Consider the following 23888-nt stretch of genomic DNA (forward strand, 5'->3'; position numbering starts at 1 on the left):
GTTGGCTATTTTAAAATATGTCTTTTCAATATGTCTTTTAAAGGCTAATAAAAGTGGTTTTGCTTAAGTCATTTTGAAATAAGCAAAACCAGCTTAAGTAGACCTTATGCCGTTTCGCTAAATAGCTCACGACCGATCAGCATACGGCGAATCTCAGATGTGCCTGCGCCGATTTCGTACAGCTTGGCATCGCGCCATAGACGACCTGTCGGGAATTCGTTGATGTAGCCATTGCCGCCCAAAATTTGAATGGCTTCACCTGCCATCCAAGTGGCTTTTTCGGCAGCATATAAAATGGCGCTGGCAGCATCTTTACGCAAGCTGCGGTCATGATCAAGCTTATCGCACGCTTGACCGACAGCATACACCAAAGCCTTACAGGCAAGATGGGTTGAGTACATATCGGCAATCTTACCTTGGATCAGCTGAAACTCGCCGATAGATTGCCCAAACTGCTTGCGCTCGTGGATATAAGGAATCACCACATCCATACACGCATCCATGATGCCCAATGGACCTGCCGATAGCACAGCGCGCTCATAGTCCAAGCCGCTCATCAGTACTTTGACACCATTACCGACGCCGCCTAAGACATTTTCTTTGGGCACTTGAACATTATCAAAGAAAATCGGATAAGTGTTTGAGCCGCGCATACCAAGCTTATCTAAGTGCGTGCCGTGGCTAAATCCTGCCATGTCTTTTTCGATCAAAAATGCGGTGATACCCTTAGGACCTGCATTGATATCAGTTTTGGCGTAGACTACCAAGACATCAGCATCACCACCGTTGGTGATCCACATTTTTGAGCCATTAAGCACATAATGATCGCCTTTGTCTTCGGCTTTTAGCTTCATGCTCACCACATCTGAGCCGGCATTTGGTTCGCTCATGGCAAGCGCACCCACATAGTCGCCGCTGATCAGTTTTGGTAGATATTTTTGACGCTGCTCATCATTACCATTACGGAAAATTTGGTTAACGCATAAATTAGAGTGCGCGCCATAAGACAGACCGACCGCCGCCGAAGCACGAGAGATCTCTTGCATGACGATCATATGTGCCAAGTAACCCATATTCACGCCGCCGTATTCTTCAGAAACAGTCATGCCAAGCAAGCCCATGTCGCCAAGTTTTTTCCAAAGGTGGGCAGGGAAGTGGTTTTCTTTGTCAATTTCTTCGGCAAGGGGGGCGATCTCTTTTTGACAAAATGCACGCACCGCATCTTGAAGTGCGACCAAAGTATCATCCAATCCAAAATCTAAGGTTTTGTAGCTCATCGTAATTCCTTTTTCAAACGTTTGTAGATCATGCTTGGCACATACAATCAATTCAATTTCATTGGCTTGATGATCTGATACATGCCCCATCAGTGATAAATTTTGGGCGGTGCATAAAGATGGCGCATTATATTAGTATGTTTGGCATACATAACTTGCGATTTATGCGATAATATACCCATCCAAGCGACCCATTTTTGGGTGGCTTGTGAGTATCATACACCCTTTTTTGAAAAAAGTGAATAAAAATTCAAAAAATGGTTTACAAGTCATTTTAAAGTGGTACAATGAATCATGACCTACAAAAGATCTGAGCTGATGCAGCACCGCATCGAGCAAAATAAAAAAGCCATTTTTGGGGCGGCCAAACAACTGATCGGCGAAGGTGGCTTTAAAAATGCCCAAATTACGACCATTGCAGAGACTGCTGGCGTCTCCAATGGTTTGCTTTATCGCTATTTTAAGAACAAAAGCCAGCTGATGATTAATGTGCTTAATGAAGTTGCCAGCATAGAGGTTCAGATTTTAAATGACATCGCCGACAGCGATTTAGCGGTGGCAGATAAGCTACATAATGCAGTGCGCGTGTTTGTCAAGCGTGCGCTCAATGATCCGCACATGGCGTATTCGTTGATGCTTGAGCCTGTGGATGATGCCGAATTTATCCAAGCTCGCATGGTTGTTAAAGCCAATATCGCAAAACCGATTGAGCGCATTTTACACGAAGGCAAGTGCGCAGGCGTGTTTATGGTCAATGACATTAAAATTGGGGCGCTGTGTATTGTTGGCGCGATGACGTATTCAGTGATTGAGCCATTAAACGCCAATCAAAATAGCTCGCTTGATACCCCTAATATTACTCAAAATCCAGAAGGGTATCGAGCGTATTTTAGCCAAGAAGTTGCTGATTTTTGTTTGAGTTCAGCGAAGGTTTTGGTCACCTAAAACCGACTTTTTTAGCAGTATCAAGGAAGTGCTGAGCCGATCAAAATCGGTGAATAGAGTCAAAGGAGTGTGATTCATGCAAAGATTTAAATCCAGCTATTTGTCAGGCACCAGTAGCCAGCCGCTGATCGGTCAGACCATCGGTGCGGTTTTTGATGAGGCTTGCCAGCGCTATGCTTACAAAGAAGCGCTGGTCAGCTGCCATCAAAACAAGCGCCTGTCTTATCATGAGCTGCAAGAAAAAGTTGATGCGCTGGCGTGTCAATTGCTTGAGCTTGGGCTTAAAAAAGGCGAGCGTTTGGGCATCTGGTCGCCGAACTGCTGGGAGTGGACGGTGGCACAGTTCGCCGCCTTTAAAACCGGCATTATTTTGGTGAATTTAAACCCTTCTTACAAATCTACCGAGCTGATCGAATATGTGCTTAACAAGGTCGGCTGTGAAGGTTTGATCATCGCAGATGCCTTTAAGACCACAGATTATGAAAAACTGCTTGGCGAGATTGCACCTGAAATCTATGAGCAGACCAATAAGTCTTTGGAATGTGCACGCCTACCTAAGCTTAAGACAATCATTAAGCTGTCAGAAAATCCTCTACCAAGCTGCTATTCATTTTATGATTTGCTAGATACGCCGACGCGTGAACAGATCAATGAGCTGCATATGCTGACCAACTCACTGCAGTTTGACGAAGTCATCAACATTCAGTTCACCTCAGGCACTACAGGTAATCCCAAAGGTACCATGCTCACCCATCATAATATCCTGAATAATGGCTATTTTGTGGGCGAAGGCATCCGCATGACCGAAGATGATAAAATCTGTATCGCCGTACCACTGTTTCACTGCTTTGGTATGGTGATGGGGAATTTGGCGGCGGTTTCGCATGGGGCGACCATGGTATATCCAAGCTCGGTCTTCAACCCTCAAGACACCTTAAAAGCTATTGAAAATGAAGGCTGTACAGCGGCGTATGGCGTACCGACCATCTTTATTAATATGCTTGAGCAAGAAAATTTTGATCAGTTTGATTTATCGACCTTGCGTACAGGCATCATGGCAGGCTCACCGTGCCCAAAAGAAATCATGACCCGCGTCATGGAGCGTATGTACATGAGCGAGATTACCATTTGCTATGGCATGACCGAGACATCGCCTGTCAGCCTACAAAGCCGAGTGGACGATCCGATTGATAAGCGCGTCAGTACTGTGGGTCACATCCATCCGCATGTTGAGATTAAGATTGTTGATGAAAATGGCAGTATCGTCCCTGTGGGTGCGTTGGGCGAGATTTGTGTGCGCGGCTATTCAGTGATGGTAGGCTACTGGGATGAATCCGAAAAAACGCGCGAAGTCATTGATAATCATGGCTGGATGCATACAGGCGATATCGGTAAAGTCGATGACGATGGCTATGTACAAATCAAAGGTCGCATCAAAGACATCGTGATCCGCGGCGGTGAAAATTTATTCCCCAAAGAGATTGAAGACTTTTTATACAAGCATTCTGCGGTTGGCGAAGTGCAGGTGGTGGGCGTGCCAGACCCTAAATATGGCGAAGAGCTGTGCGCTTGTATTATCCTAAATGAACACGCCACCTGCGACAGCGACACGATTCGCGCATTTTGTAAAGATAAAATTTCGCACAACAAAATTCCGCGTTATGTGCAATTTGTCACTGAGTTTCCGATGACTGCCTCTGGCAAAATCCAAAAATTCAAACTCAGAGAGCAGATGTGTGAAGTGTTGAATCTGTGCACAGATTCTGATTACGAATAATTCATATTAAGTCAAACTCAGCCATATCAAGGCGCTGCTTTGATGGCTGAGTATTTTATCACTCAATAGGAAGATATTGTGACCGAAAGTTATTACACCCTAAAATCCCGCCAAATCACCGATGATAAAGTGGTGGTGCATTATGATTGCCATATCCATGCCCAAGGCGCTTGGAACCCAAATGAGCAGCATATGGCGCCTGCTACAGGGCTTTTGACGACCGAGCTTGAAGCGTTCATGCCTAGGCAGGACATGCGCATTGTGCGTATCAGCCTTGATATTTTTGGCATCATCCATTTTGGTGAATTTACCATCACCACCAAAGTCGTTCGCTCTGGTCGTACCATTGAATTGATCGAATCGACCTTGCATACACCAGACAAAGTCTGTATCGTTGCTCGAGCATGGCGCTTACAGACTCATGATACCAAGGCGGTTGCAGGGCTTGAAGATGCTGATATCTTAAAGCCTGATGAGCTGCCTGATTGGGACGGTATGCGCCGCTGGGGCGGGGGATATATCAATACGATCTATACCAAAGCCGATCCCAATAATCGCAGTGGTCAAGGGATCGTGTGGATTAATACTGATGTGGAGCTGGTGAGTGATCAAGGTCAAGTACTGCCAACTTCAGATTTTGCCCACCTGATGGGTCTGGTTGACACCGCCAACGGCATTGCGCCCAAGATTTATCAGCCTGATAGCATTGAGTGGGCATTTCCCAATGTGGATTTGCAGATTCATTTGCTCAGAGCCCCTGAGGGGAGATGGCTTGGGCTTCAGAGCACGCAGCAGATCAGTGAAGATGGCGTGGGTCTTACCAGTAGTGTATTGCATGACGAAAAAGGGGTGTTTGGTCACAGCGAACAAATATTAACGGTTCGGCAATTGGTAAAATAAATCGCCAAATTGCCTGACGCATTTATTTATGGAAAATCGTCACATGGACAAGGAGAGATGTGTATGACGAATATCAGTTATCAGGCGCAAGAGGTCGATCACGCAGACACGGTTAATGTCAATGACGTAATTGATAACGCAACGTTTAAGCCATTTCATTGGCAAGTGCTGTTTTGGTGTTTATTGGTCATTATTTTTTGATGGCTATGATTTGGTGATCTATGGGGTGGCGTTGCCATTATTGATGGAGCAGTGGTCGCTCACTCCCACTGAAGCAGGTATGCTGGCAAGTTCAGCATTGGCAGGAATGATGTTTGGTGCGATGTTCTTTGGTACTTTAGCTGACCGCATCGGACGTAAAAAGTCATCATGATCTGTACGGCATTTTTTAGTGGATTTACTTTTTGGGTGCATTTGCACCGTCGCCAACTGAGTTTGCGATTTTAAGATTTTTGGCAGGCTTGGGCATTGGCGGTGTGATGCCAAACTTAGTCGCCTTGACCTCAGAGTATGCTCCCAAAAAATCGCGTGCCACCATGGTTTCGATCATGTTTAGTGGCTATGCTGTTGGCGGTATCATCTCGGCATTATTAGGCTCTTTTTTGGTCAAGGACTATGGCTGGGAGATCATGTTCTATCTGGCAGGTATTCCGCTGGTGGGCTTTCCGATCATTTGGAGATATTTACCAGAGTCACTAACTTACTTGGTAAAAGATAACCAAATGGGCAGAGCACGCCATATCGTGAAAAAGCTGGCGCCCAATGTACCGATTACGGATAACACTCAGCTTGTTCTAAATGAAGCTGCGCCTGTCACCAAAGGGTCGGGCAGTCAGTCATCATTCAAAATGCTATTCACTGAAGGTCGTGCGTTTGGGACATTCATGTTTTGGATTGCATTTTTTATGTGCTTGCTCATGACTTATACTTTGTCAAGCTGGCTACCAAAACTGATGCTATCGGCAGGTTATTCATTGGGCGCAAGTATTTTGTTCTTGTTTGCTTTAAATGTCGGCGCGATGATCGGCGCGATTGGCGGTGGTATTTTGGCTGATAAATTCCACTTAAAACCTGTCATCGTGACCATGTGTGCCTTGGCTACGCTTTCTATCTCTGCGCTGGCGACCAACTCACCTCCGATCATTCTATACTCGCTGGTGGCTGTGGCAGGCGCGACGACGATTGGCACTTCCATTTTGTTATATAGCTACTTGGCGCAGTTTTATCCGCTTAATATTCGCACGACAGGGATTGGGTGTGCCTCAGCGGTGAGCCGCATCGGTGCCATTGTCGGTCCGATTCCCACAGGTATGCTATTGGCAATCGGTATTCCTGCTTTGATCGCTACCTTGGCGATGGCAGTCCTAAAACGCGCTTAATCAGATCATTCAAAAAACACTCCAAAGACCGATTTTGGGGTGTTTTTGTTTTTTACTTCTTTTGGAGATTTTATTGTTGAACACGATCCCAAAGCATTCTTAGCTTCAGCGACCAAAGCGGTGCGATGCCTGTAAATCGCTGTACAGGCTTTCCTTGATATAAAATAACAAACGATGGCGTCACTTGTCCTTGCCAGTTGGCGAATATTTGTCCATCGGTATCATTAATAGTCGTAAAATGATATTGATGTCTTTGTAAATATTGACCAAGTTGTGCGTCATCTCCTGATTTGACAGCGATACTGACGACAGAATAACCATCTTGGTGTAGTTGATTGACTTTAGGTGAGGTGATGGTACACACATGACACCAGCTTCCCCAAAAATATATCAAGACAGGTGATTCTTGGCTGATGGCAGCAATATCAATGGCAGTGCCTTGATAATCTTTTAATTGTAAATTGGGTTTAACGGGCATGATAGGCTGACGCAACCAGTTAATCAACAGATAAATGATGAGAAATAATACCAGATATTTAAATATCGCTAATGATGATTTTAATATCATGGGCAAGGTTGGTAAACGCATATTCATCATAATATTTTATCGTGATAAGCCTGACTTATTTTAAAGCATTGATTAACGATTGTGCTAACTGATTTAACAAGCGACTAAAATGAGAATTTGGTATGATAACGAGTTATCTGCAGCACCATCAGCTCTATTCTTAACAATCATCGGCTGATATTAAAACCCTGTCCGAAATAATACCCCAGTTGTCATAAATGCCACCCCCAATACGGTTACCAAGATAATATGTCCAGCAAATATATGGCGTAACTTAGCATTACCCAAGTCTTTTTTTAATCTTGGAATGACGATAAGTTGAGCGGACAAAGCCGTCAGTATGGTGAATATTAGCCATGTGATTTTCATGCTAATCAGTACTGAAATTTGGTTATGATAATCAGTGAGCATACTAAAGCTGGGCAAATATTTGTGTGCCATATAAAAGCCTGTCAAGACCTGCACAACCAAAGCAGTCATGCCCAATTTTTCAAAACTATTTTCAAAGTTTAAGATGGGTTGGCTGTCCTGATGACGCACAGCCTTGGGTAATATGCACAGACACAGATATAAATGACCACCAACCCAAATACAGGCACCCAAAATATGCCAAAATAATAACCAAAAGTTCATAAATCGCCTTGATAAAATTTGATTAAATCATTGCTTATGAGTACAAATACTGATACTGTGCGTCTTATGAGCATAAATTTTATGATGATAAAGTGCGGTATTAACACGAGATACCAGTCATATTTTTTTACAAGCCATCTTTTTTATGAATTATTTTTAAATGATGGTATTGTAGATTTAGCGTTCTAAATACTGAATCTTACCCTTAACGCCATCCCATTTTTCGTAGTCAGGTAGGGCGTCTTTTTTCTCAGTGATGTTTGGCCAAACAGCGGATAACTCTTCATTAATTTTTAAAAATTCTTCTTGACCGCTTGGAACTTCATCTTCAGAGAAAATGGCATTGGCAGGGCATTCAGGTTCACACAAAGCACAATCAATACATTCATCAGGGTTGATGACCAAAAAATTAGGACCTTCATAAAAGCAATCAACAGGACAAACTTCAACACAGTCGGTATATTTACAGAGGATGCAGTTATCAGTTACAACAAAAGTCATGTTCTTACCTTAGCGATTGGCTGGGGCGGTGAATTGCTGCCCGTAGGAATAAAAAATTAAAGAATGACAAAAAAAGCACAAAATGGACAGCTGTCCAAATCAAGACTATTTTAGCCTGTTTATCAGATTTTCTCAAATAAAAGTCTGGTATTTATTATGCCAAAAGTGAAAAAAGATTTCCAAAATAAGCAAAAGCTCTAAGCGATTGCAAATAAATATCGCTTAGAGCTTTGATGATACGAATCATAATCATTTAGATAAACTAAAATGAATATCTTGGATATATCAATTAAGCGTTAAAATCCTGTGAGCTTGCCTCTTGGCGTTGAGATTGCTTGGCAATTTTATAGCATTCTTCGATATGATCAAAAGCAATTTTCTTAAAAATCATATAGCCCAAAGTCGCTGCAACCATCGAGCCGCCCAACGGGATAAACTTACTGACTTGCTTACCAATAAAGCGTCCGCCAAAGCCTTGAATGGTCTTATTAACGACGCCACGAGCAGCAATCAAGCCACCAACAGAGACAATGCGATCTTTGATATTCTGCTTGCGTGCTTCTTCGGTTGAGGTATCTAAATTGGCTTTATCTTTTAGACCAAAGCGTTCGGTGATTTCAGGTAATAGCTTAGTTAGCATTGCCACATCAACGGCAACATCTAAAAATGGCAAGGGAATGACGGCAGCACCTGCTGAGACTTTGGCTCGAGATTTGGCCAAAGATTGGCACTCAGAACGGATTTTTTCTAAATCTAAGGTAGGGTCAATTTGAGAAGCGACAGGCTGACTAACAGGCGTTGACATGGTTATTTTCCTTGAGTAATTGAATGTGAATGCGGTAGCTGTAATGGCTATTTTATATATGTGTCATCTTAATAGTTACATTTTACGATAATTCTAAAAAGTTACAAGTAATTTTTTTTGTATGCTTTGTATTGCTTATGTCAATGGTACGGTAGGGTATCATGTATCATTATAGGTCAGCCATGCTTGAGCTGGCTTGGGCGAAAGCCAGTGATGAGTAGTGCGATACCATAAATGATTGCCCCAAAACCGCATATGCCCAGCAAGATGGCAATTTTTAGCCAGTGATTAGCATCAATTGGATATAAGGGCAAAATGACAGATAAGCTAATCACCATGGCAAGATTGGCAATCACAAATTGTCGTATCATCTTTTTCCAGTGAGTGCCAAAACGATAGATACCACGGCGATGTAAAACGGCATAAAGTAGACCTGCGTTAACAAAACTTGCTGCTGTGGTTGCCAAGGCTAATCCACCATGTAAAGGCAGTTTCATTAAATAAAATAGCCCAATAAATACGACGCTAAAAATCATATTAGCAAATACTGAAATGATGCCAATTTTAACAGGTGTTTTGGTGTCCTGATTTGCAAAAAATGCAGGGGCAAAAATTTTAATGAGCATAAATCCTAAGATTCCACCTGATAAAGACTTTAGAGCAATACCACTCATCAAGGCATCTTGGTGGGTGAATTGACCACGCACAAACAAAGCATCCATTAAGATATCTGATAAAACAAATATCGCAAGGCTGGCTGGTATACCAATGACAAGAATTAAGCGAGCTGCCCAATCTAGCGTTTGGCGAAAACTTTCATCATCTGACTTGGCACGACTTGATGATAGGCTTGGTAAAATTACCGTACCAATTGCCACACCAATGAGTCCTAATGGCAATTCACTTAAGCGTTCGGCGGCATACATCCATGATACTGAACCTGCAATCATTAATGAGGCAAATACGGTGCTTAATAATAAGTTAATCTGGGTGACGGATACCCCAAAAATAGCAGGCAGCATTAGCTTTAAAATACGCCTAACGCCTTCATCTTTAAAGCTGATACTGGGTGGGATAAGTAGTTTTTGTTGCCAAAGCTGCGGCAACTGTATGAGTAGCTGCAAAATGCCTGAAATTGCGACGGCATAACCCAATGCCATGATTGGCTTATCAAGCATCGGTGCTAATATTAATGCACCGCCAATCATACAAAGATTTAGTAATACAGGGGCAAAGGCGGGTGCTGCAAATCTGCCATAACTTTGTAGAATGCTACCAAAAAATGCGGTCATGGAGATGAATAATAAATAAGGAAAAGTCAAGCGTAGCAGCTCAGTGGCAGTACCAAACTTTTGGGGATCATCGGCAAAACCTGGTGCGAATAAATACACCACTTGAGGTGCTAAAAAGATGACCGCCACCGTCAAGACAAGCAGCACCAAGGATAATACGCCAGAGACACGAGCAATCAGCAGTTGCACCTCAGTTAAGGTGCGTGCTTCTTTGTACTCTGTTAACACAGGAACAAAGGCTTGGGAAAATGCCCCTTCGGCAAACAGACGGCGTAAAAAATTGGGGATTTTAAAGGCAACCAAAAAGGCATCCATCAACCCACCAGCACCAAAAACACTCATCAAAACCATGTCTCTGATTAAACCTAAAATACGAGAAAGCATGGTCATGGAACTGACAATGACGGTGGAGCGAAAGAGCCGAGATTTTGCCATCTTAATATAAACTTATCAAAAATGTGTTATTCTACTTGGTTTTTAACTAATTTGCTCAGTTTTCTTGGATACTTTGTCCATAAAAGCGATAAAAATTTTGTAAGCTAAGATGTCAAGCGATCATGACTTGATTGATTTAATGAATTCAAAGAGCCTTGGCTGAATTGACAAGCCGCTTAAATCATCATTTGAGCGACCAAAGCACGCAGCGTTTGCCAGTCAAAATACTTACCTGGATCAGTTTTTCGGTGGGGAGCAATGTCGCTATGCCCCATTAAATGGCGGCGTGTGGCAGGATAAGCATCATAAATAGCAACAATGATTTGACCAAGAACTTGATACTGGGCAGCTTCAAAGGGTATATCATCAGCCCCTTCAAGTTCAATGCCAATGGTAAAGTCGTTGCAGTTTTGACGACCCAAATAGGTAGATTGTCCCGCATGCCACGCACGATCATTAAAATTGACAAACTGTGTGACGCTGCCATTGCGTTCGATGAATAAATGTGCAGAGACTTTGAGTGTATGAATGTCTTGAAAGTATGCGTGATCATTGGGGTTGAGCTGATTTTGAAAAAAAGCCTTGACATGATGCACGCCGTCGGCATTGACTTGCCCAAACTGTGAAGGGGGTAGACTGATATTGTGAATAACAATGCCTGTTATGAGACCTGTTTTGTCAGCAGGACGAGCATTAAAATTTTCAGATTGGATGAATGTCGCACCCTGTAAAATTCCATGTTGTATCACAAAAGCTGAACACATAAGATAGACCGATTTGACTGATGATAAAATTATTTTAGCATAATTAATCATGTCAAAAACAGTTCAAAAACAGTCAATTGCTGGGATTAAGCTGTGCTACAATAAGCCGTATTATTGAGATTTTGGAAGATAGTATGAAGCATACCACCAAATTGAGTGCCATATCTTCGGGCATCTTTATACTGCCATTTGTGATGAGTTTGCCATCTTATGCTGCCAATACCATCACTGATGCCGCTCAAATCAAGCCAAACGCTGTTAGCAGACAAGATGGCTTTGTTGATACAAAAGCCGATCAGATGATGAATCCTTATGGACTAAGTGATAAAGCCTTACAAAGTATCAGTCAATCGGTGGGCTGGCGGCGGCTGTTATTATTTCAAGATACGCCTGTTGAGCATGATAACAGCAGTATTGATAATCCTAAATTTTTTTTGGCACAAAATGGGCGTCATGATGCCCATGCTGAACTTATCGCCACATTATCCGCCATGCAAAGAGGTGATAGTGATGCGATATGCCGCTTTGTTGCACGGACGCACTTTTTAACCCAAGTTTTGGCAGCTCAAGATATTGATAGCGGTATTGATGATAGGCAGTGCAGCGATTTTCATGCCTTTGCAGGTACACTCAATGCTAAGCGTTTGTCGCTGATTTTTGCTGAAGAGCACCCCAATAACATTGCTTCTGCTTTTGCCCATGTACTGATGCGTGTCGATGATGGACAAGATGAAGATAAAGCCGCCACGGCGATTAATTACACTGTACAGCCCAACAAAGCTGATGGCGTCCTCGTCTCAACAGCCAAATCCATCATCGGAGGTTATCTGGGTGTGATGGAAATTATGCCTTATCAAAAAAAGGCAGATGATTATTTGGTCAAAGACGAACGAGATTTGTGGCAATTTAGTCTGAATTTAACACCCAAAGAAGTGACGCAGATTGTCCGTCATATTTGGGAGGTTAAAGAGATGAAGCGTCCGTATTTTTTTACGCATGATAATTGTGCGACCGAAATTGTCAGATTGATTGATGTGGTTCGTCCTAAAGGGCATGTACAAGCTGATATCGGTAATGTTGTCATTCCCTCACGCATTGCAGCGATTTTAAGTCAGGCAGGCATGGTGACAGACCAAAAATTTATCCCCTCAAACTCAACCATTAGGCAAGCTAAGCTTAATAATGGCGAAGATTTTGATATTGATCATATCGTCCCTAGCCGTAATAATCCTGTCCACTCAATGCCAGTGCATCGTATCGGTGTCGGTGCTGGGATGGATACTCGGCTGGATGATCGCGCGGTTTATGGCATTCAATTAAACACTGCGTATCAAGACTGGCTGGATAATCCACACGGAGTGCGTCCTTTGCTTGATTTGCAGGCGATGTCACTTGAGGTAATCGCTGATGATCAAAAGGTTAAGATCAAAGATTTTACCATCTTTTCAACCCGAAGCCTTAATCCGGCAAATACCGCCAAAAATAACGCCACTGCCAAAAAAGGCGTGGGTCAAGCATCAGCACTTCGCGTGGGCTTGACGCAGGTCATTGATGCGTCAAATGAGGCTAATAACGATCACTTGGTATTTGATGTACAAATTAAAAAAGGCAAAGCTTGGAATTTTGGTCAGCCGCGTCCAGGCAGCGGCGAGATCGCTGACACCACCTGCTATGCATTGGCAGGAGGGGGTGTCCAAGCAGGGCGGATCAATCAAGGCTATCGCATTGGGCTTGGCGCTGATTTGGGCTGTGTACATTATGCCACAGACCGGCTGCGCGGCTTGGTGGAGGTATCATTGCCTTATTATTATCATTCTGATGACGCACCAGGCATGCGCTCAGGCTATCTACAGCCTGCCTTGAGTGTTGGAATACAAGCAGATATTGCACCTTATCATGCCGTGCGTCTGACTGCTCAGCGTGAAAAACTAAACAGTGATTATATAACTCAAGCGATGTTGTCGGTACAAAGGTATTTTTAACAAAGGCATTTTAAAATGGCAAATTATTTAGTGATTGGTCAAGGCAATATCGGCAAGCCTTTGGCAATCAGATTGGCAAAATCTCATACTGTCAAAACCGTGGCTAGACGCTTGCATGAATATGGCACTTTGGCTGAAGATATTCATTTTTTACAAAAAGACGCCAAGACTTTGACCTTGGATGATGTCAAAGATACCACGCATCTTGCCATCATTATCACGCCATCAAACATGGGGCGAGCGTCGGCTTTGGATTATCAAAAAAGCTATTTGGCAGTGTGTCAGCATATTGTAGATTTGGCAAATCAGTCATGTGGGTGGCAGCAAAAGCTTAAGCAGGTGTTATTTGTGTCATCAACATCGGTTTATGGTCAAAACCAAGGCGAGTGGATTGATGAGACCACGCCTGCACTGCCTATCACTGATACCGCTCAGATATTAAAAGATGCCGAAGATTTGCTTTGGCAAACCTTTGGCAAGCGTGCCATTATTGTGCGTGCTGGTGGCATTTATCATAAAAATAGCATAAGACTCATTGAGCAGGCACGCCAAGCCCATTTGGTTGGCATTCCACGCCATCATTATACCAACCGCATCATGGATAGCGATTTGGTAAACTGCTTGTATCAAATTTTGGTGAGTGATTGCCCCAAGTCGTTGTACCTTGCGACAGATAATACACCTGTGACAAGTTTTGAGGTGCTTGAACATATCGCAAAAAGTATGAATTACCCATCTGTCACACCTATCTTTGATCCGCCAAGTGGCAAACGGATTATTGCAAATATTAATACCAACTGGCTAAGCTATCCTAATTATCAGATAGGATACGATGCTGTGATTGCACACTTGATCAGATCTTAGTCGATTATTTATACCATTTTGGTATCTAAAACGCCATTCATTTCCCATAAAAAAGCGGATTAATATCCGCTTTTTATTTGGATTTACCAATAACCTAACACTTTCCACCACAGACCGCCGATCAGGGTAAACACGATGATATTAACCACACTCATCACAAAGCCAGCTTTCCACCATTCTGGCAAAGTGGTATAACCTGATCCAAAAATCACAGGAGAGGTGCCTGTGGCATAGTGCGTCAAAGTCATCATGATGCTTGATGCCGCCGCCATCAGCAAGGCAAATAGCATTGGTGGCGCACCCAAGGCGACACCTGCCGATAAAAATGCACCAAACATTGCGGTGATGTATGCTGTCGTACTGGCAAACATATAGTGTGAATACATATATGTGATAAGCAATAAAAGACCTGCCGATAAGCCACCCAAACCCAAACTTGCGATGTGTGTTTCAAGGCTGGATGAAAACCATGTAATCAATCCAAGCTTATTTAAAAATGTCGCCATCATAATCAAAGCTGCAAACCAAACGATCGTATCCCAAGCACCTTTTTCGGCAGTCACATCCTCCCAAGTCAGCACGCCTGTCAAGAGTAGCAAGCTTAAACCAATAAAGGCGGTAGCGGTCGCATTAATGGGGAAATTAAATAATAAATTTGGCACGCCTGCCCAACATAGTAATAAAACGGCAAAAATCGCCAACATGATGATTTCATCTCGGCTCATTGCACCCATGTCAGACAGTTTTTCTTTGGCAAATGTTACCGCATTGGGTGTATTTTTAATTTTGGGTGGAGAGACAAAGTACAGCACCAAAGGCATCAAGGCAAATGCCACCAAACCTGGAATTAACATTGCCCAAGCCCATTGGCTCCAGCTTAAGCGAAACTCACTGCCCAAAGTTTCGGCGATGAGATTCACCACCAATGGGTTCGGTGCTGTTGCGGTGATGAACATTGCTGAGCTGATGGGGTTACTGTGATAATTAACCAAAGCAAGGTATTTACCGATCGTATCTTGAGTGTTTTTACTTGGTGATGAGTCAAAACTGTCGGCAATTGCTCGCATAATCGGATGCATGATTGCACCACCACGAGCGGTATTACTGGGCGTCACAGGCGCTAAGATGAGCTCACTAAAAGCCAAGCTATAGCCAATACCCAAGGTTTTTTTACCAAAGATGGCAATGAATACATAACCAATACGCGCACCCAAGCCCGTCTTAAGCAAACCACGAGAAATCATGATAGATACCCCAATCAGCCAAATCAGTGGATTGGCAAAGCTTGATAATGCATCTTTCATGGCATCATTAGCACTGCCGCCATCAGCCACTGTAATACCTGTAACAGCGACCAAAGTGATTGCCAAGATTGATAAGGCACCAATGGGCATTGCTTTACCAATAATTGCAGCAATCACGCCAACAAATAACGCAAGCAAATTCCAAGCTTGGTCAGTCACACCCTCAGGCGTCGGAATTAAAAGAATCGTCACCGAAAGGGCAATGGCGATGATTAATGGCATGGGTTTAAAGCCGATTTTCACAGACATTTTTATACCTATTTATTTGTAGAAGTGAATATAAAACCACAGTACAGGTGTTTTAATTATTTTTGAGTAATTTAAAATTATTTTAATTTTATTATACGATAATAATAGTTTAATAAAAAGTCATAAATTAAAATGATATCAGTTAAACCATTGGGTAAATAAATACCATCCATCTGATAAATTCTCCCATGAAAATCCCCACAAACTGGCGAATTTACGGTAAAATAGTTGATTAAATGTCATTTTTTATTATAAATCATCAGAGGGTTATCCCATGAGCATAGACAATTTATCAACCAATTATAACCCAGTAAATATTGAATCAACATAGAAGCGGCAAGGATTTTAAGCTTGTTTGGCAAAAATTTGATCGTATGTCAACAACCCACGCCTAAAGGCGCAGGCTTGCTTAATTAAGCTTATCACTCACCAATAGTCCGAACGCTTTTATGCCACATGGCTGCACTTTGGCAAGCTCCTACCTTTATGCTGATTGCTTGGTATTGCTGTTTCTTTAGCAAGGGGCAATCAGTGTGGTAATATCCGCCTTAGATAAGGCTTTGGGACAGTTGACCTTGCCCCTGCTCAATAGGACATGCCTGTTGAGTACTGCTTAGGATTGAGAGTTCGCTGATTTTCTCAATACCCTTGCGGTGTAAGTTCATAGCACCAACACGGTCATCATTGGACCTATAATGACAAGCACGACACTCAAAGCGGTGTTCTTTCTTGTGACGGTTGGATTTATGTACATTGCCACACTTAGGACAGGTTTGTGATGTATAGGCGGCATCAACGATAAGCACAGAGTGGCCATGCTGTTTGGCTTTATATTCAAGCATTTGCCTGAATTGATAAAAAGCCCAAGATACCTGTACATAACGGTGTTCTAGTTTCACCTTTTCAGTCACCTGTCGGATGCCAGTTAGGTCTTCTAAAACAAATACTGTGCCTTTTGGGTGGCTTGTTACGAGTGCCTTAGTGATTTGATGGTTAACATTAGTCACATAACGGTTTTCTCGACTGCCGTAGCTTTTTAGACGGCTACGGGCAGATGGGGTTTGTTTACGCTGCAACTCTTTACGAGTAGCTTTACATTCTGCTCGGCGGTGTTTAACAACCCGTCCTGAATGGAATTTGGTGTTGCCTTTGCTGTCATAGGTGGTGGCAATAAAGTTTAATCCTAAATCCACACCAATGACATTGGTGGCATCTTGGGTGATGTCAAACTCAGGTAGCTCCTTAGTCATTGGCACCAAGATAAACCACTGACCTTTACGGTCAAGCCAAAGTTTGGCTGTACCCATGACATAACCTGATGGATTGTCCTTGTCTTTTAGGTTGTCCAAGAACTCATTTTTACCTGTGGTATGCTTAATATGGGTTCTACCTGCAACTGTGCCGATGCTAAAGGTTCTTTTCTTGCGGTTGTACGAGTAATCCCGGTTATATACCAAATCACATTCTTCGGCACGAAACTCAATCAATGACCAAGGATGATTGTTTGATTTGGCGGATTTGTAGCGGGCGATAACGGTCTTAATAACCGATTGTGTCATTTGGGCTTTAATGCCAAGCTTGGTACGCATTTGTTGATAATAAGCATTATGCAAGGCAAGCTGACCAAGTTCCTTTGTTTCATAAACTTTAGCAGATAACCAATTACAAGCTTTGGTGTATAATGTACGCACCTGTGCCAATGCGACCATCTGTTCATCAGATGGCAACAGCTTGATTTTGGCGGTAACGACAGAAGTTTGCATACAATATCACCTTTATTTCACTAAGTGTATTATAGCAAATAATTAGTGAGTAAACAATTAAAAAACAGAATGACCACAATTCCCCCCCCCAGCTAAAGCAAGGGGTATCCTTGTGAGGGGGGGATGAAAGTTTGGAAGTATGGAAGACGTGAAACGCTAGTGAGTATGAAAAAAACTTGCCGATCAGGGGATTTGAATGTGTGGTTTGTTATTTTTACTTTTAAGTTTAAATTGGTCGTTGGATAGGCTAAAACGGTCATTTACGCCTTTTTTGCGAAATTGGGGGTATTTGCTTTCGCCTTTAAAAAAGCGTTTAAAGGCATCGCCTAGTTGCATAATAGCAAGTTGTGGGGAGCATTTGGTAACTTCTAGCATGAATGGGTATTTTTCACGTTTTATGGCGTTAAGTTGTTTTCTTAGTTTACCTTGTGATGGTTTGTTAAGTCGGTTTTCGTCAATGGTTATGCCGTTTGCTTGACATTCATCACGGTAGTTTTTGTCTTGTTCATATTGCTTTTTCCATTCTGCCAACGCCCAATTATAGGCTAGACGTGCGACACCGCAGGCCTTGCTAAAATGTGTGGCTTGTTTATTGGTTGGGTCAAGTCGGATGATGTGTCCACGAATAACCGTCATTCCAATGCTGCCTTAACGGCTTCAAGCAGTTTTTTATTTTTTTTACTTTGTGAGCCATATAGTCTTGCTGAAAATACCGTAATGATTTCTAGCACATCTTGAGCAAGCTCTTCTTCAAAGGATGGGTTTTCGCCTTGGTTGATGATGATAACTTCAACGTTTCTTGCTTCACAGATAGCAAAGACAAGTTCTGCACCAAAGCGTAATAGGCGGTCTTTATGGGTTAAAACCAATCTGCCAATTTTATTGTTTAATATGCCGTCAAGCAGTTGTTTAAGTCCTTTTTTATGGTAGTTCATGCCAGAACCTAAATCACCCACGATCTCATAAGTCCAGCCTTGTTTGGCACAGTAGAGTTCTAAAACTTGGATTTGACGCTCTAAATCGTCCTTTTGGTCGTGGCTTGATACTCGTGCATAGGCAATGGTTTTTCGGTCTTTGTTGCCTATGCCATGCAGTAGGTTTGGGTTGATTTTACTAATATCGTAACGTCTGTGTCCTTTAGGTGTTCTTTGGGCAACAAGCACACCACTTTCGTCCCATCTGCGTAATGTTGAGATGGACACGCCAAGTTGTTTGGAAGCTTCGTTGATACTAATTAATCTATTCATTTGGATGTTATAAGATAGATTTAGTTAGATTTCAAGAAACAGTTCAAAGCCCTGACCAAGGTGTTAAATCATCAGACGTGGCGAAAACAGTTGGCTGGCTGTGGGTGGGGCTTGGCTGTTTAGTGTGGCGTTCAAATGGCTTATAGCGGCGATATTGACGTTGGGATTTTTTTATTTTCTGTTTAGATAATCCTTGACATACCAGTCTAAGTCCATAAGCCTGCAAGAGCTCGGCTAGGCAGCCATTTGAATGGATTAGCATGACTTGTTGGCTATCGTTTAAGAGCTGCTGTGTAAGCAGATAGCCAACAGAAGTCAATTCTAGCAACTTTATTGATAACTCCTTTCATAATCCCCTATTTTAAGGTAAAATTAGGAGTTTATCTTTTTTATTAAATCAAATCTATAAAGGCACTTTATGACCAACTTACCTACTACTTACGACCCCTCCGCCTTAGAACAAAAATGGTACGAGACTTGGGAAAATCATGGCTATTTTAAGCCCGCCTTTGATAATGAAAAATCCTTTTCTATCGTTTTGCCGCCGCCAAATGTCACAGGCTCTTTGCACATGGGACATGGCTTTAACAATGCCGTCATGGACGCCTTAACTCGCTATCATCGCATGAAAGGCTACAACACGCTTTGGCAGCCTGGCACCGATCACGCTGGCATCGCCACACAAATGGTGGTGGAGCGTCAGCTTGGGTTACAAGGTATCAGCCGTCATGATTTGGGGCGCAAGAAGTTCATTGACAAGATTTGGGCGTGGAAAGAGCAGTCAGGTAACAACATTACTCGCCAAATTCGCCGTTTGGGGTCATCCGTGGACTGGTCTCGTGAACGCTTTACCATGGACGACGGTCTGTCGCAAGCGGTCAAAGAAGTGTTTGTGCGGCTTTATGATGAGGGCTTGATTTATCGTGGCAAACGCCTTGTCAATTGGGACTGTAAATTAAAAACCGCCATTAGTGATTTGGAAGTGGAAAATCGTGATGAAAAAGGCTTTATGTATCACGTTCGCTATCCTTTTGCCGCTGGGCAAACGGACGCCAATGGAGCAAGCCTTGACGGCAAGTATATGCACATTGCCACCACTCGCCCAGAGACCATTTTGGCAGACGGCTGTTTGGCAGTACACCCTGATGATAGCCGATATACGCACATTTTGGGTAAAATGGTTCACGTGCCATTGACCGACCGTGTCATTCCTGTGCTGGCTGACCCTTATCCTGACCCTGAATTTGGTACAGGGTGCGTAAAAATTACCCCTGCCCACGATTTTAATGACTACGAAGTCGGCGAACGCCAAAACATTGAGATTATTAACCTAATGAACCTTGACGGCACGATGAACGAAAATTGTCCGCCTGCTTATCAAGGGCTTGACCGCTTTGACGCTCGTAAAAAAATCATTGCCGACCTAGAAACGCACGGCTTTTTAGAAAAAGTAGAACCCCACGAATTAAAACGCCCCTATGGCGACCGCTCTGGTACAGTCATTGAACCACTTTTGACCGACCAATGGTATGTGGCGATTGAAACCCTTGCCAAACCAGCGATTGAAGCGGTGCAAAACGGCGACATCAAATTTGTGCCAGAACAGTACACCAATATGTACATGGCATGGATGCGTGATATTCAAGACTGGTGTATCAGCCGTCAGCTGTGGTGGGGTCATCGCATTCCTGCGTGGTATGATGATAAAGGTGGCATCTACGTGGGGCGTGATGAAGCCGAAGTGCGTGCCAAATACAACTTGGGCGATACCCCCTTACGCCAAGATGATGATGTGCTAGATACGTGGTTTAGCTCGGCGTTATGGACATTTAGTACGCTTGGCTGGACAGGTACCGACAAAGATTTTGACAATGACATCTTACAAAAATTCCACCCAACAAGCGTCTTGGTTACTGGCTTTGACATCATTTTCTTTTGGGTAGCTCGAATGATTATGATGACGCTGCATTTTGTCAAAGACAAAGACGGCAAGCCACAAGTGCCCTTTAAAACTGTTTATGTGCATGGGCTTGTGCGTGACGGCGAAGGGCAAAAAATGAGCAAATCTAAGGGTAATGTGCTTGACCCACTGGATTTGATTGACGGCATTGATTTAGAAAGTCTGGTCGCCAAACGCACCACGGGACTCATGAACCCCAAAGACGCCCCCAAAATTGAAAAAGCCACTCGCAAAGAGTTTGCTGACGGTATCGCTGCCTTTGGCACAGATGCCCTGAGATTTGCTTTTGCCAGCCTAGCCAGCACAGGGCGAGACATCAACTTTGATTTAAAACGTGTGGAAGGCTATCGCAATTTTTGTAATAAAATCTATAACGCCACCCGCTTTGTGCTCATGAATTGCCAAGAGCAAGCGATTGGCACAGAACCTCGCCCAGACTTATGGGGCTTGCCTGAGCAGTGGATTGTCAGCCGCTTACAAAAGTGTGAAAAAGCAGTGGCACTGGCGTTTGAGACCTATCGCTTGGATTTGGCGGCACAGGCGATTTATGACTTTATTTGGAATGAGTATTGCGACTGGTATTTGGAGCTGACCAAGCCTGTCTTAAACGACCCTACTGTCAGTGGTGAACAAAAGTCAGAAATCCGCCGTGTGCTACTGTCTGTGCTAGAAGTCGCTCTACGCCTTGCTCATCCTATCATGCCTTTTATCACCGAAGAGCTGTGGCAGACCATCACGCCACTACTGGGTAAGGGTGGCGAGAGTATCATGCTAAGCACCTACCCCAAGTGCGATGACAGCAAAATCAACGAACAAGCCGAAAGCGACATGGCATGGCTACAAAGCCTTATCGGTGCGGTGCGAAACATTCGTGGCGAGATGAAACTGGGCAATGCCGTGCGTCTGCCTGTGCTAATTCAAGGGGCAAGCGATGAACAAAAAGCAAGCCTTGCACGCATTGACAATCAATTTAAAACCCTTGCCAAAGTAGACAGCCTAACGATTGTCAAAACTGGCGAAGAGGTGCCATTATCATCATCTGGCATGGTTGGACAAATGAAAGTGCTTGTCCCTATGAAAGGCTTGATTGACCCGACCGCTGAACTAAACCGCCTAAATAAAGTGCGTGATAAACTGCAAACCCAAGCAGATGCCATTAACAAAAAACTGTCCAATGACAACTTTATCGCCAAAGCGCCTGCGGCAGTGGTAGAAGCCGAGCGAGCTAAACTAGCGGAGCTAGAAGGGCAGATTAAAGAGGTGGATAAGCAGGTGGGGGCGTTGCAAAGCCTGTAATTCTAATAACAGCAAATAGATTATTTTTATAATCTATTTGCCTAATATACCAATTAATGATGAAGAAATAAATGAAACCTTTTATAAAATGGGCGGGCGGTAAGAATTCTTTGCTTGGTGAAATTAAAAAACGCTTGCCTGATTATGCCCATTCACAAGATTTTTGTTTGGTAGAACCTTTTGTTGGTGGTGGGGCAGTGTCCTTGTGGGCATTGTCCGATTTGCCATGCCTTAAACAACTCATTATCAATGATTACAATGCTGATTTAATCAATGTTTACCCACATTAGCTCTAATCTTTAAAAGATAAACAAAGTATTGGGTTTATTATTTTTATTTGGCTGTCATTTTAATTTAGTGGATTGTGATGTTTGTTAAATGACATTCAATTAGATTGGATATGGGTAGATGCTATAAAAAGATAAAGAGAGTATAGGGCATGTAAAAGACGATGAATTTATATTTTGATAAAAACTTAGCAAATGAATACAGTAGTAAGGCTCAAATTGCAAGAGTTTTAACTGAAAATTGGGTGTTGAATAACTCATATTGTCCCAAATGCGGAAATCTGCCATTATCTGAATTTGAAAACAATCGACCTGTTGCTGATTTTTACTGTCAAAATTGCCTCGAAGAATTTGAGTTAAAAAGTAAAAATGGTCGTTTGCCCAATGTGATAACAGACGGTGCTTATGCAACGATGATAGAGCGTATCAACGCTAATAACAGCCCAAACTTTTTCTTCTTAACTTATGATAAACAGTGGCGAGTTAATGATTTTTTGATTATACCAAAACAATTTTTTACTCCAAGTATTATTATCAAAAGAAAGCCTTTATCGCCCAATGCAAGGCGTGCAGGCTGGGTTGGATGCAATATTGATATATCCAATGTTGTTGATTTTGGTAAAATTTTTTTGGTCAAAAATTCTCAAATAATTAATCAAAATTTGGTGCAAGAACATTTTAATAATACCTTATTTATTCGCACTAAGAATATAGAGTCAAGAGGTTGGATATTGGACATAATGATGTGTATAGATAGTATTTCAAAAGATACTTTTAACCTAAAAGATATTTATGATTTTGAAGAGATATTAAAAATAAAATACCCAAACAATAACTTTATTAAAGATAAAATTAGACAGCAGTTGCAAATTTTAAGAGATAAAGGATTGATTGAATTCGTTGCCCGTGGTCGATATAAAAAGGTAAAATATGCAAACCTATAAAATACAACTTCAAGAGACTTTATCAAAAATTATTGAGATTCAAGCAAGTAACATTGATGAAGCCATTCGTATCGTACAAGAATCCTATCAAAATGAAGATATTGTACTGGATTGGGGTGATTTTGTTTTGGTGGAATTTGATGATGTTTCTGATTAAAAATTACTTCGTATTTCTCTTGCCGTTATTTTACTTATTCAAGTGAATGGATAATTTGGGCAAGAAAACATTCTAAGATACCACATTATTTTAACTATGATTTGATGAAAAAACTAAATGGCGACAAACAACAAAAAGACATATGGCGATTGCCTGCGGTGGGTAGCTGGGAAAAGACACAGGGCAAACACCCTACTCAAAAACCACTTGGGCTTTTATCTCGTATTATATTATCATCTACCCAAAAAGGCGATTTGATTTTAGATCCATTCTCAGGTTCTGGTACAACAGGTATTGCGTCAATATTGCTTGATAGGAAATATGTCGGCATTGAACAAGAATTGGAATTTTTGAAACTATCAAAAAGGCGTTATCAAACAATGACACTTGAATCAAAATACGAATTTAAACAAAAAATTCGTGAACAAATCAGTGTGATTTAACCATAGAAGAAAAGCCATAGAAATGGCAATCAAGGAGAATTGTAGTGTACGTTAATACAAGTATTTTTTGCATTATGTATGTCAATAATTTGGCGGATTAACCCCCAACAATCCCC

21 protein-coding genes and 1 pseudogene are annotated in these 23888 nt (G+C 42.4%); 11 read left to right on the top strand and 11 right to left on the bottom strand.

The window, feature by feature from the left end; genetic code table 11:
• Positions 1 to 104: 104 nt before the first annotated feature.
• Positions 105 to 1277, bottom strand: coding sequence for an isovaleryl-CoA dehydrogenase (locus AO382_RS10155; protein ID WP_064620927.1), 1173 nt, complete (start codon positions 1275 to 1277; stop codon positions 105 to 107).
• Positions 1278 to 1571: 294 nt separating this feature from the next.
• Between AO382_RS10155 and AO382_RS10160 the strand changes: the two genes are divergently transcribed.
• From AO382_RS10160 to AO382_RS10175, 4 genes and pseudogenes are all read left to right on the top strand, one after another.
• Entirely contained in the window at positions 1572 to 2222 is a 651-nt protein-coding gene (locus AO382_RS10160) for a TetR/AcrR family transcriptional regulator (protein ID WP_064620884.1), read from the top strand.
• Positions 2223 to 2298: 76 nt separating this feature from the next.
• On the top strand, positions 2299 to 3999 hold the full coding sequence (locus AO382_RS10165; RefSeq protein WP_064620887.1) for an AMP-binding protein: 1701 nt from the start codon (positions 2299 to 2301) through the stop codon (positions 3997 to 3999).
• Positions 4000 to 4077: 78 nt separating this feature from the next.
• Positions 4078 to 4899, top strand: coding sequence for a thioesterase family protein (locus AO382_RS10170; RefSeq protein WP_064620890.1), 822 nt, complete (start codon positions 4078 to 4080; stop codon positions 4897 to 4899).
• Positions 4900 to 4962: 63 nt separating this feature from the next.
• Positions 4963 to 6278 (top strand): annotated as a pseudogene (locus AO382_RS10175) (MFS transporter).
• 70 nt (positions 6279 to 6348) lie between these two features.
• Here AO382_RS10175 and AO382_RS10180 read toward each other — a convergent pair.
• The 6 genes from AO382_RS10180 to ampD form a co-directional block, all read right to left on the bottom strand.
• Positions 6349 to 6873, bottom strand: a complete 525-nt coding sequence (locus AO382_RS10180) for a protein disulfide oxidoreductase (RefSeq protein ID WP_064620893.1) — start codon at positions 6871 to 6873, stop codon at positions 6349 to 6351.
• 153 nt (positions 6874 to 7026) lie between these two features.
• A complete protein-coding gene (locus AO382_RS10185) occupies positions 7027 to 7479 on the bottom strand; it encodes a CopD family protein (RefSeq protein ID WP_064620896.1) in 453 nt (150 codons plus the stop codon).
• Positions 7480 to 7656: 177 nt separating this feature from the next.
• Positions 7657 to 7980 carry a ferredoxin FdxA gene (gene fdxA, locus AO382_RS10190; RefSeq protein ID WP_064611408.1) on the bottom strand — a complete coding sequence of 108 codons (324 nt, stop codon included), beginning with the start codon at positions 7978 to 7980 and terminating at the stop codon, positions 7657 to 7659.
• Positions 7981 to 8269: 289 nt separating this feature from the next.
• Positions 8270 to 8785 (bottom strand): hypothetical protein, encoded by a 516-nt coding sequence (locus AO382_RS10195; protein ID WP_064620899.1) that lies wholly within the window; start codon positions 8783 to 8785, stop codon positions 8270 to 8272.
• Between the two features lie 176 nt (positions 8786 to 8961).
• Complete coding sequence (gene murJ / locus AO382_RS10200; protein ID WP_064620902.1) at positions 8962 to 10512, bottom strand: murein biosynthesis integral membrane protein MurJ; 1551 nt, start codon at positions 10510 to 10512, stop codon at positions 8962 to 8964.
• 176 nt (positions 10513 to 10688) lie between these two features.
• Complete coding sequence (gene ampD, locus AO382_RS10205; RefSeq protein WP_064620929.1) at positions 10689 to 11276, bottom strand: 1,6-anhydro-N-acetylmuramyl-L-alanine amidase AmpD; 588 nt, start codon at positions 11274 to 11276, stop codon at positions 10689 to 10691.
• Positions 11277 to 11410: 134 nt separating this feature from the next.
• Here ampD and AO382_RS10210 point away from each other — a divergent pair, with 134 nt between their 5' ends.
• Positions 11411 to 13258, top strand: coding sequence for a DUF4105 domain-containing protein (locus tag AO382_RS10210; protein WP_064620905.1), 1848 nt, complete (start codon positions 11411 to 11413; stop codon positions 13256 to 13258).
• Positions 13259 to 13273: 15 nt separating this feature from the next.
• A complete protein-coding gene (locus tag AO382_RS10215; protein WP_064620908.1) occupies positions 13274 to 14122 on the top strand; it encodes a hypothetical protein in 849 nt (282 codons plus the stop codon).
• Positions 14123 to 14205: 83 nt separating this feature from the next.
• Here the strand turns inward: AO382_RS10215 and AO382_RS10220 are convergent, their stop codons facing one another.
• The 4 genes from AO382_RS10220 to AO382_RS10235 all read right to left on the bottom strand — a co-directional run bounded on the left by AO382_RS10220 (position 14206) and on the right by AO382_RS10235 (position 18685).
• Positions 14206 to 15663, bottom strand: a complete 1458-nt coding sequence (locus tag AO382_RS10220) for a DASS family sodium-coupled anion symporter (protein WP_201030235.1) — start codon at positions 15661 to 15663, stop codon at positions 14206 to 14208.
• A 560-nt stretch (positions 15664 to 16223) separates the two neighbouring features.
• Positions 16224 to 17438 (bottom strand): RNA-guided endonuclease TnpB family protein, encoded by a 1215-nt coding sequence (locus tag AO382_RS10225; RefSeq protein WP_064620912.1) that lies wholly within the window; start codon positions 17436 to 17438, stop codon positions 16224 to 16226.
• 183 nt (positions 17439 to 17621) lie between these two features.
• The gene (locus tag AO382_RS10230) at positions 17622 to 18074 is read right to left on the bottom strand and encodes a helix-turn-helix domain-containing protein (protein ID WP_258865199.1); all 453 of its coding nucleotides are present in this window, start codon (positions 18072 to 18074) and stop codon (positions 17622 to 17624) included.
• Positions 18071 to 18685: an IS607 family transposase gene (locus tag AO382_RS10235; protein WP_064620915.1), complete on the bottom strand. Its 615-nt coding sequence runs from the start codon at positions 18683 to 18685 to the stop codon at positions 18071 to 18073. The genes AO382_RS10230 and AO382_RS10235 overlap by 4 nt, the downstream gene beginning before the upstream one ends.
• 418 nt (positions 18686 to 19103) lie before the next feature.
• Here AO382_RS10235 and AO382_RS10245 point away from each other — a divergent pair, with 418 nt between their 5' ends.
• The 5 genes from AO382_RS10245 to AO382_RS10260 all read left to right on the top strand — a co-directional run bounded on the left by AO382_RS10245 (position 19104) and on the right by AO382_RS10260 (position 23772).
• Positions 19104 to 21941 carry a valine--tRNA ligase gene (locus tag AO382_RS10245; protein WP_064620921.1) on the top strand — a complete coding sequence of 946 codons (2838 nt, stop codon included), beginning with the start codon at positions 19104 to 19106 and terminating at the stop codon, positions 21939 to 21941.
• Positions 21942 to 22012: 71 nt separating this feature from the next.
• Positions 22013 to 22231 (top strand): DNA adenine methylase, encoded by a 219-nt coding sequence (locus AO382_RS10250; RefSeq protein WP_064620924.1) that lies wholly within the window; start codon positions 22013 to 22015, stop codon positions 22229 to 22231.
• 161 nt (positions 22232 to 22392) lie between these two features.
• The gene (locus tag AO382_RS10255) at positions 22393 to 23172 is read left to right on the top strand and encodes a DpnI domain-containing protein (RefSeq protein ID WP_003660724.1); all 780 of its coding nucleotides are present in this window, start codon (positions 22393 to 22395) and stop codon (positions 23170 to 23172) included.
• A complete protein-coding gene (locus AO382_RS10570) occupies positions 23159 to 23329 on the top strand; it encodes a DpnD/PcfM family protein (protein WP_003660722.1) in 171 nt (56 codons plus the stop codon). The genes AO382_RS10255 and AO382_RS10570 overlap by 14 nt, the downstream gene beginning before the upstream one ends.
• Before the next feature lie 2 nt (positions 23330 to 23331).
• Positions 23332 to 23772 carry a site-specific DNA-methyltransferase gene (locus tag AO382_RS10260; protein WP_309544258.1) on the top strand — a complete coding sequence of 147 codons (441 nt, stop codon included), beginning with the start codon at positions 23332 to 23334 and terminating at the stop codon, positions 23770 to 23772.
• The last annotated feature ends 116 nt before the right edge of the window (positions 23773 to 23888 follow it).

Source organism: Moraxella catarrhalis, from assembly GCF_001656295.1.
Lineage (GTDB): Bacteria > Pseudomonadota > Gammaproteobacteria > Pseudomonadales > Moraxellaceae > Moraxella > Moraxella veridica.